The sequence below is a fragment of the Methylocystis sp. genome (genome assembly GCF_021731785.1).
GTDB lineage: Bacteria > Pseudomonadota > Alphaproteobacteria > Rhizobiales > Beijerinckiaceae > Methylocystis.
The window spans coordinates 1-9000 of the sequence record NZ_JAKFWS010000010.1 but is presented as its reverse complement, the minus strand read 5'-3'; the positions used below and the strand labels follow the sequence as shown (position 1 = coordinate 9000).

General features: G+C 62.0%; 8 protein-coding genes and 2 pseudogenes. 5 read left to right on the top strand and 5 right to left on the bottom strand.

Annotated elements, in window-relative coordinates:
• Positions 1 to 177, top strand: a pseudogene (locus QZ964_RS01860) (IS630 family transposase); the annotation flags it as partial.
• A gap of 183 nt (positions 178 to 360) precedes the next feature.
• Here the strand turns inward: QZ964_RS01860 and QZ964_RS01855 are convergent.
• The 5 genes from QZ964_RS01855 to QZ964_RS01835 all read right to left on the bottom strand — a co-directional run bounded on the left by QZ964_RS01855 (position 361) and on the right by QZ964_RS01835 (position 5404).
• Complete coding sequence (locus tag QZ964_RS01855) at positions 361 to 762, bottom strand: F0F1 ATP synthase subunit epsilon (RefSeq protein ID WP_292528302.1); 402 nt, start codon at positions 760 to 762, stop codon at positions 361 to 363.
• Positions 763 to 891: 129 nt separating this feature from the next.
• Positions 892 to 2319 carry a F0F1 ATP synthase subunit beta gene (gene atpD, locus QZ964_RS01850; RefSeq protein WP_292528301.1) on the bottom strand — a complete coding sequence of 476 codons (1428 nt, stop codon included), beginning with the start codon at positions 2317 to 2319 and terminating at the stop codon, positions 892 to 894.
• 24 nt (positions 2320 to 2343) lie between these two features.
• On the bottom strand, positions 2344 to 3225 hold the full coding sequence (locus tag QZ964_RS01845) for a F0F1 ATP synthase subunit gamma (RefSeq protein WP_292528299.1): 882 nt from the start codon (positions 3223 to 3225) through the stop codon (positions 2344 to 2346).
• A gap of 86 nt (positions 3226 to 3311) precedes the next feature.
• Positions 3312 to 4841 carry a F0F1 ATP synthase subunit alpha gene (atpA, locus tag QZ964_RS01840; RefSeq protein ID WP_292528297.1) on the bottom strand — a complete coding sequence of 510 codons (1530 nt, stop codon included), beginning with the start codon at positions 4839 to 4841 and terminating at the stop codon, positions 3312 to 3314.
• Entirely contained in the window at positions 4841 to 5404 is a 564-nt protein-coding gene (locus QZ964_RS01835) for a F0F1 ATP synthase subunit delta (RefSeq protein ID WP_292528296.1), read from the bottom strand. Before QZ964_RS01835 ends, atpA begins: the two co-directional genes overlap by 1 nt.
• Positions 5405 to 5663: 259 nt before the next feature.
• On the opposite strand from QZ964_RS01835, the gene QZ964_RS01830 reads away from it, so the two are divergent.
• From QZ964_RS01830 to QZ964_RS01815, 4 genes and pseudogenes are all read left to right on the top strand, one after another.
• Positions 5664 to 6539: an S-methyl-5'-thioadenosine phosphorylase gene (locus QZ964_RS01830; RefSeq protein WP_292528295.1), complete on the top strand. Its 876-nt coding sequence runs from the start codon at positions 5664 to 5666 to the stop codon at positions 6537 to 6539.
• 155 nt (positions 6540 to 6694) lie between these two features.
• Positions 6695 to 7639 carry a hypothetical protein gene (locus QZ964_RS01825; RefSeq protein WP_292528293.1) on the top strand — a complete coding sequence of 315 codons (945 nt, stop codon included), beginning with the start codon at positions 6695 to 6697 and terminating at the stop codon, positions 7637 to 7639.
• A gap of 424 nt (positions 7640 to 8063) precedes the next feature.
• Complete coding sequence (locus QZ964_RS01820) at positions 8064 to 8591, top strand: adenine phosphoribosyltransferase (RefSeq protein WP_292528291.1); 528 nt, start codon at positions 8064 to 8066, stop codon at positions 8589 to 8591.
• 175 nt (positions 8592 to 8766) lie between these two features.
• Positions 8767 to 9000, top strand: a pseudogene (locus QZ964_RS01815) (hypothetical protein); the annotation flags it as partial.

The following is a 9000-nucleotide window of genomic DNA, read 5'->3' as shown; positions in this document are numbered from 1 at the left end:
GAACTCAACCCGGTCGAGAACCTCTGGCAGTTCATGCGCGACAACTGGCTCTCCAATCGCGTGTTCAAATCATACGACGACATCGTCGACCATTGCTGCGACGCCTGGAACAAACTCATCGAACAACCCTGGCGCATCATGTCCATCGGTTTGCGCGACTGGGCGCATCGGTTCTGATCAGCGCAGGTTGGTATCAGCCGTCATGGCCGGGCTTGTCCCGGCCATCCACGCCGAGAAGCAGCGCAAGCGTTGAAACACAACGGAGCGACGCCACGTGGATGCCCGCGACAAGCGCGGGCATGACGCGGAAAGCCTCGGCGATCGCTGCAGAGAGGATGTTGGCTCTCCCTGCGCGGTCGATCAGCCGCCGATCGCCGCGCGCAGCTCTTGCAATTGAGCGAGCTTGTCGGAAGCCGCGAGACGCGCCTCGTCGGACGTGGCGTCGGCGATGTCTTCGCGCGCGTCCTGGATATCGGCGTCAACTTTGGCGACATCGATGTCGGCCAGCGGAATCGCCTGTTCGGCGAGAATGGTGAAGCCGGACGCGTTGACGTCAGCAAAACCGCCACGCACGAAGAGCTTTTCGACCTTGCCGTCGCCGCCGGCGACCGTCACGACGCCGGCCTTCAGCGTGGTCATAACCGGCGCATGATCCTTGAGGACGGTGAACTGGCCGTCAGCCCCCGGCGCGACGACCGATTCGACATCGCCGGAGAAGAGATGCTTCTCGGGAGAGACGAGTTCGAAGTGGAATGCGGCCATGTCCGTCTCCAACGAAGCCTTTATTCGATCGCGCTCTCTCTCGGCGCGTCATGGCCGGTTTTGACCCGGCCATCCATGCAAACGATCAGCCGATGGCCGGAACAAGTCCGGCCATGACGCTCTGTAAGATTACGCCGCTTCCTTAGCGAGCTTGGCAGCCTTTTCGACCGCCTCTTCAATCGAGCCGACCATGTAGAAGGCGGCCTCGGGCAGATGGTCGTATTCGCCTTCGACGAGGCCCTTGAAGCCCTTGATCGTGTCGGCGAGCGCGACGAGCTTGCCGGGCGAGCCGGTGAACACTTCGGCGACATGGAAGGGCTGCGACAGGAAGCGCTCGATCTTGCGGGCGCGGGCGACGACGAGCTTGTCCTCTTCGGAGAGCTCGTCCATGCCGAGAATGGCGATGATGTCCTGCAGCGACTTATAGCGCTGCAGCGTCGACTGCACCTTACGCGCGACATCGTAATGCTCTTCGCCGACGATCGCCGGCGACAGCATGCGCGAGGTCGAGTCGAGCGGATCGACCGCCGGATAGATGCCCTTCTCAGCGATCGAGCGCGACAGCACGGTCGTGGCGTCGAGATGCGCGAAGGATGTGGCGGGCGCCGGGTCGGTCAAATCGTCGGCCGGCACGTAGATCGCCTGCACCGAAGTGATCGAACCCTTGGTCGTCGTGGTGATGCGCTCCTGCAGCGCGCCCATGTCGGTGGCGAGCGTCGGCTGATAGCCCACCGCCGAGGGGATGCGGCCCAAGAGCGCCGAGACTTCCGAACCGGCCTGGGTGAAGCGGAAAATGTTGTCGACGAAGAACAGCACGTCCATGCCGCGGTCGCGGAAATCCTCGGCGACTGTCAGGCCGGAGAGCGCGACGCGCATGCGCGCGCCCGGCGGCTCGTTCATCTGGCCGTAGACCAGCGCGCATTTCGAGCCTTCGCCGCCGCCCTTCTTGTTGACGCCACCCTCGATCATCTCGTGATAAAGGTCGTTGCCTTCGCGGGTGCGCTCGCCGACGCCGGCGAAGACGGAATAGCCGCCATGCGCCTTGGCGATGTTGTTGATCAGCTCCATGATCAGCACGGTCTTGCCGACGCCCGCGCCGCCGAAGAGGCCGATCTTGCCGCCCTTGGCGTAAGGCGCGAGCAGGTCGACGACCTTGATGCCGGTCTCGAGAATCTGCGCTTCGGTCGCCTGCTCGGCGTAGGAGGGCGCCGGCTGGTGAATGGCGCGGCGCGATTTCGTGAGCATCGGACCGGCCTCGTCGACCGGCTCGCCGATGACGTTGATGATGCGGCCAAGCGTCTCGTCGCCGACGGGAACCGAGATCGGCGCGCCGGTATCGGCGACTTCCTGACCGCGAACGAGACCTTCGGACGAGTCCATGGCGATAGTGCGAACGGAGTTTTCGCCCAGATGCTGCGCGACTTCGAGAACGAGGCGGTTGCCCTGGTTCGTCGTCTCCAGGGCGTTCAGAATCTCAGGCAGATGCCCGTCGAACTGCACGTCGACGACGGCGCCGATGACTTGGGTGATGCGCCCGGTGGGCTTGTTGGCGGCCATGTTTCGTCCTCGTCCTAAAATGCCTCAGAGCGCCTCGGCGCCCGAGATGATTTCGATGAGCTCCTTGGTGATCATCGCCTGACGCGACCGGTTGTAGATCGTCGTCTGCTTCTTGATCATGTCGCCGGCGTTGCGCGTGGCGTTGTCCATCGCGCTCATGCGCGCGCCTTGCTCGGAAGCGGCGTTTTCGAGCAGCGCGCGAAACACCTGCACGGAGATGTTGCGCGGCAACAGCGTCGAGAGAATTTCGTCCTGTCCCGGCTCATATTCATAAGAAGCCTGCGGACCTTCGACGGCCGGCGCGTTTTCGTTGGAGGGAATCTGCGCCGGGATAATCTGCTGCTGTGTGGGGATTTGAGCGATCACCGATTTGAAGCGCGAGAAGAACAGCGTCGCCACATCGAAGCCGCCGTCTTCGAACATGCGGATGATCTTCTTGCCGATCTCATCGGCGTTGTTGAAGCCGATCTGCTTGACGCCGCGCAGCTCGATGAGCTCGATGATATTGCGCTCATATTGGCGGCGGAGCTGCTCGAAACCCTTCTTGCCGACGCAGAGGATTTTGACGGTCTTGCCCTGATCCTGAAGGCGCGTGATGTGCTCGCGGGCGAGACGCACGATCGAGGAATTGAAGGCGCCGCAGAGGCCACGCTCCGCCGTCGCGACGATGAGGAGATGCGTGTCGTCCTTGCCGTTGCCGGCCAAGAGCGGCGGCCCGCCCGCGGTCACGCCGGCGGCAAGATTGGCGAGCACCGAGTCCATGCGCTCGGCATAAGGCCGCGCCGCCTCCGCCGCCGATTGGGCGCGGCGCAACTTGGCGGCGGCGACCATCTGCATGGCCTTGGTGATCTTCTGCGTCGCCTTGACGGAGGAGATGCGGTTTCGAAGATCCTTCAGCGAGGGCATATCGTTTTGCCTGTCTCGTTTCACCAACGCCCGTCATGGCCGGGCTTGTGCCGAGGCCGGGACAAGCCCGGCCATGACGACACGCGTTACGCGAAGGATTTCGCGAAGGATTCGACAACGCTCTTGAGCTTCGCCGCGGTCTCGTCGGTGAGATCCTTGGTCGTGCGAATGCTCTCGAGAATGTCGCCGTGCTGCGAACGCAGCAGCGCGAGCAAGCCGTCCTCGAACGCGCGCACCCGACCCACCGGCAGCGGATCAAGATAGCCATTGACGCCGGCGTAAATCACGCAGGTCTGCTCTTCCATCTTCAAGGGCGAGAACTGCGGCTGCTTCAAGAGTTCGGTAAGGCGCGCGCCGCGATTCAAGAGACGCTGCGTCACCGCGTCGAGGTCCGAGCCGAACTGGGCGAAGGCGGCCATTTCGCGATACTGCGCGAGTTCGCCTTTGATCTTGCCGGCGACCTTCTTGGTCGCCTTGGTCTGCGCCGACGAGCCGACGCGCGAGACCGACAGGCCGACGTTCACCGCGGGACGGATGCCCTGATAGAAGAGATCGGTCTCGAGGAAGATCTGGCCGTCGGTGATCGAGATGACGTTGGTCGGAATATAGGCCGACACGTCGTTCGCCTGCGTCTCGATGACGGGGAGCGCGGTGAGCGAACCCGCGCCGCGATCGTCGGACAGCTTCGCCGCGCGCTCGAGCAGGCGCGAATGCAGATAGAACACGTCGCCCGGATAGGCTTCGCGGCCCGGCGGTCGGCGCAGCAGCAGCGACATCTGGCGGTAGGCGACGGCCTGCTTGGACAAATCGTCATAGATGATGACGGCATGCATGCCGTTGTCGCGGAAATATTCGCCCATCGCGCAGCCCGAGAAGGGCGCGAGGAACTGCATCGGCGCCGGATCGGAGGCCGTGGCGGCGACGATGATCGAATAGTCGAGCGCGCCGCGTTCTTCGAGCACCTTGACGAACTGCGCCACGGTCGAGCGCTTCTGGCCGATGGCGACATAGACGCAATAGAGCTTCGACTTCTCGTCGTCGCCGTCGTTCAAGGACTTCTGATTGAGGATCGTGTCGAGAGCGATGGCGGTCTTGCCGGTCTGGCGGTCGCCGATGATGAGTTCGCGCTGGCCGCGGCCGATCGGGATCAGCGCGTCGACGGCCTTCAGTCCCGTCGCCATCGGCTCATGCACCGACTTCCGCGGAATGATGCCGGGCGCCTTGACGTCGACGCGCGAGCGTTGCGTCGCCTTGATCGGCCCCTTGCCGTCGATCGGATTGCCGAGCGCGTCGACGACGCGGCCGAGCAACTCCTTGCCGACGGGCACCTCGACGATGGCGCCGGTGCGCTTGACCGTCTGGCCTTCCTTGATGGCGCGGTCGTCGCCGAAAATCACGATGCCGACATTGTCGGTTTCGAGATTGAGCGCCATGCCCTTGGTGCCGTCCTGGAATTCGACGGTTTCGCCGGCCTGGACATTGTCGAGTCCGTAGACGCGGGCGATGCCGTCGCCGACCGAGAGAACCTGGCCGACCTCGGTGACCTCGGCCTCGGCGCCAAAGTTGGCGATCTCATTCTTGAGGATCGCGGAAATTTCTGCGGCGCGGATATCCATCAGCCGACCTCTTTCATGCGTGTGCGGATTGCGTTGAGCTTGGCGCGAACGGAAGCGTCGACCATGCGCGAACCGAGTTTGACGATCAGGCCGCCGATGATCGACGGATCCGTCTTGAGGTTGAGATCGACGGTCTTGCCGCCGGTGACGCCGGCGAGCGCCTCGCGCAGCGCCGCCTCATGATCGGGCTTCAGCGGCCCGGCGACCGTGACGTCGGCGCGCACGATGCCCTTCGCCCTGTCATTGAGACGGCGGTACGCGACGATCATGCTGGAGATGACGAAGAGACGGCGCTTGGCGGCGACGAGGCGGATGAAATTGGCGGCGATGCCGGAAATCTTCGCCTTGTCGAGAACCGCGTCGAGCGCCTTGATCTGCTCCTTTGCGGAGAACACCGGGCTTTTCACCAGGCGTTTCAAGTCGTCGCTGCCGTCGATGAGAGCCTGGAACCTGTCGAGCGCGGCGGCGACGTCATCGGCGGCGTGTTTTTCCGTCGCCAAATCATAGAGTGCGGAAGCGTAGCGACCTGCAACGCCCGATAAGGAATCTCCGTCGTGAGCCACCTGGTTCGCTCGTCAATCTACATCGTCTGGAGACGCCGCCCGCAGTGCAAATCGCGCGGTCGCGACGATAAGCGGTTAGCCTCAACCGATGGATGCTGTAGGAAAAGGAACGGGGGCGGCTGCGCCCCAGCTCCAAGGCGAGCGTCCCCTAACACAGGCGTTTTGGGGGCGCAACCCTGTAACATTGCCGTGAATTTCGGCGCCTGCGCGCGCCGGCCAAGCAACAGCCGATAGGCAGCAACGCAAGGAGACATCATTCATGACCAAAGCGGTCGTCGGAATAATCGGCGGGTCAGGCGTTTACGACTTGCCGGGGCTCGCCAACATTCGCCGCGAGCGCGTCGCAACGCCTTGGGGCGCGCCCTCCGACGAACTTTGTTTCGGCGAATTGGCCGGCACGCAGGCGGTCTTTTTGCCGCGGCACGGGCGCGGCCACCGGCTCTCGCCCTCGACGATCAACTATCGCGCCAATATCGACGCGATGAAGCGCGCCGGCGTCACCGATCTGATTTCGGTCTCCGCCTGCGGCTCGTTCAAGTCCGAGCTTTTTCCCGGTCTCTTCGTGCTCGTCGAGCAATTCGTCGATCGCACCTTCGCAAGGCAATCCTCCTTCTTTGGCGACGGCTGCGTCGCCCATGTGTCGATGGCGCATCCGATCGCCCCGCTGCTGTCCGCGCGCATCGTCGCCGCGGCGAAAGCCGAGGGCATCGATCACGTCTCCGGCGGAACCTATGTCTGCATGGAAGGCCCGCAATTTTCGTCCTACGCCGAATCGCTCAGTTACAAGGCCGCCGGCTATGACGTCATCGGTATGACGGCGATGCCGGAAGCCAAGCTCGCGCGCGAAGCCGAAATTTCCTACGCCACCGTCGCCATGGTCACGGATTTCGACTGCTGGCATCCGGATCACGACAATGTCGACGTCGCCGCGGTGATCGCAGTCGTGCAGAAGAATTCGGCGACGGTCGCGCGGCTGCTGGCGCGCGTTCTGACTGATTTTCCGCGCGAACATGAGCCCTGCCCGATCGGCTCCGACCGCGCGCTCGACAACGCGATTCTTACCGCGCCTGACGCGCGCGATCCGGAACTGTTGAAGAAGCTCGATGCGGTGATGGGAAGGGTGAACGGAGGATAGGCAGAGAGAGATTGCGCCGCCGATCGCTTTCTCGGGGGCTAGGGCGCTCAGCCTGCAAAACGAAAGGTTGCAGAGCGCATGAGTACACAGCTGAATTCGCGCCCTGATTAACCGTCGAGCAGATACGCGTTCCATTTGTGCGCCGGAGGAATTTTATGGAGCAGATATTTGAATACGACGTAGCGTTTTCATTTCTTGCGAAAGATGAAAACATCACATTTCAGCTTAATGACGCATTGAAGGGAAGCTTGAAAACATTTCTCTATTCCGAGCAGCAGAAGCGGCTCGCGGGTACAGACGGAGAAGCGACCTTTGCTTCTGTTTTCGGGCAGAAAAGCTGCTCCATGGTCATTCTCTACAGAGAGGATTGGGGGACGACTCCTTGGACGCGGATAGAAGAAACATCGATAAGAAACCGCGCTTATGAAAGCGGATACGACTTTGCTTTGTTGATGCCTTTGGATAAGCCACCTACAAAGCCAAAATGGTTTCCGCAAAATCGGCTTTGGATAGGCTTCGAAAGGTGGGGCATCAAAGGTGCAGCGGCTGTAATTGAAGCTCGCGTGCAAGAGTTGGGCGGCACACTTCACAGAGAGACCCTGGAGGAAAGGGCCGCGCGTCACGAGCGCGAAACCGAATTTAAAAGGGAAAGAGAAGCTGCCCTAAACTCATACGAGGGGGTCGCGGCTTTTGAAAACGCAATTGAAAAAACACGTATCGGAATACGAGACGGCATCGAACGCATTAATAGAGGACGAAAGCTCAATCGTCTTGCCTTCAGAGGTATGCCTCAACCAAACGGACCGTGCGCTGTCACTGGGCTCCGGTACGCTTTAACGATGCAAGGACGCGCGCTGTATTCAAACACGCTCGAAGGCGCGAGTTCAGATGCGACTATCTGGAAAAATGGCTTCCCTTGGCCGGGTGCTTTGAATTTTGATGAACCTCAGAAATATCGCACTCTAAAGTTCGACTTGGATTACCTGCCCACCCAAGCTTATGCATGGCAAACGCTCGATCAAGACGGAGCCTTTTCGCCGGAAGAATTAGCCGACGAAATTCTAAAATGGTATCTCGACAACGGCGGTGATCCGGCCTGATGAACGCTGCTCTCGCTGATAGTTGCAGTAGGAGAGCTTGGCAGTGTAGCCTCGACAGCGAACCAGTCTTCAAACAGTTTCGTATATCATTTTTTCGCGTCTCCATTTTTTGCGCTCGTTGCGAGCACAGGCCGATCAGCGAAGACCAGGCGTTTGCGAATCCCTCCCCTTTACGGGGAGGGTGGCCCCGCGAAGCGGGGTCGGGTGGGGCAAACTCCGCTCAAGAGGCGCGATGAACCCCCACTCGGCGCAAGGGGGAAGTATCTCGCGCCAATTGCTCAAGAGCGTTGTTCACCCCGATCGCCACAGGCGCGCGCACCTCCCATTTGCGCCCTACCCCGCGATCCGTGTATCTCTTTGCGCCGTGGTGGTTTCGCCACATCCCCACTCGCGGCCGCCCGCGCCGCCGATCCAAGAGCCCCACATGCCGCTTGCCGCCGCGATCCGCACCATTCCCGACTATCCGAAAAAGGGAATTCTCTTTCGCGACATCACCACCCTGCTCGGCGACGCCAAGGCGTTCCGCAAGGCGGTCGACGAACTCGTGCAGCCCTGGGCGGGCACGAAAATCGACAAGGTCGCCGGCATGGAGGCGCGCGGCTTCATTCTCGGCGGCGCGGTGGCGCATCAGCTCTCGGCGGGTTTCATCCCGATCCGCAAGAAGGGCAAGCTGCCGCACAAGACCGTCTCGGTCTCCTACGCGCTCGAATATGGCGTCGACGAAATGGAGATGCATGAAGACGCGGTGAATCCCGGCGAGCGCGTGATCCTCGTCGACGATCTGATCGCCACCGGCGGCACCGCTGAGGGCGCGGTGAAGCTCCTGCGCCAGGGCGGCGCCAATGTGGTCGCCGCCTGTTTCGTGATCGACCTGCCCGATCTCGCCGGCGTGAAGCGGCTTCAGGCGCTCGACGTGCCAGTGCGCACGCTCGTCGCCTTCGCAGGCCACTAAACCGCCTTTTTTCATGTCTTTGCTCAGCCCAGGCTTTAGAGCGCGCTGCGAAAAAGTGGGAACCGGTTTTTCGCGTAGAGCGCGCTTTAAACTTTTGGAATCGATCACGTTATCTGCATTTGGGGCGATTCCGCCCAAATGCAGCGTGATCTAGTAGGAGAGGCTGCACAGGCGCATGACGCCGCGACGGACCCATTTGGCGTTGGCGGCGATCGCCGTCGCGGCGCTCATCGGAGGAGTCGCGGCGCTGCGCTATCTGCCCGGCGGCGGATCTCCCCCCCGCAGCGACGCCGCGCGCAAGACCTGGAGCGGAGCCCTGCCCACCGGTCTGCGCATGGCCATGCGCATGCAGCCCGGCGCTTTTCCTCCCGCCCCGCCGCCCGCCTCGATGATCGCGCCGCCGCTGCCT

Excerpts from the sequence above, each read along its gene's own strand:
- QZ964_RS01855 (WP_292528302.1), bottom strand. The coding sequence starts at position 762 with ATGGCCGCATTCCACTTCGAACTCGTCTCTCCCGAGAAGCATCTCTTC.
- atpD (WP_292528301.1), bottom strand. The coding sequence starts at position 2,319 with ATGGCCGCCAACAAGCCCACCGGGCGCATCACCCAAGTCATCGGCGCC.
- QZ964_RS01845 (WP_292528299.1), bottom strand. The coding sequence starts at position 3,225 with ATGCCCTCGCTGAAGGATCTTCGAAACCGCATCTCCTCCGTCAAGGCG.
- atpA (WP_292528297.1), bottom strand. The coding sequence starts at position 4,841 with ATGGATATCCGCGCCGCAGAAATTTCCGCGATCCTCAAGAATGAGATC.
- QZ964_RS01830 (WP_292528295.1), top strand. The coding sequence starts at position 5,664 with ATGACCAAAGCGGTCGTCGGAATAATCGGCGGGTCAGGCGTTTACGAC.
- QZ964_RS01825 (WP_292528293.1), top strand. The coding sequence starts at position 6,695 with ATGGAGCAGATATTTGAATACGACGTAGCGTTTTCATTTCTTGCGAAA.
- QZ964_RS01820 (WP_292528291.1), top strand. The coding sequence starts at position 8,064 with ATGCCGCTTGCCGCCGCGATCCGCACCATTCCCGACTATCCGAAAAAG.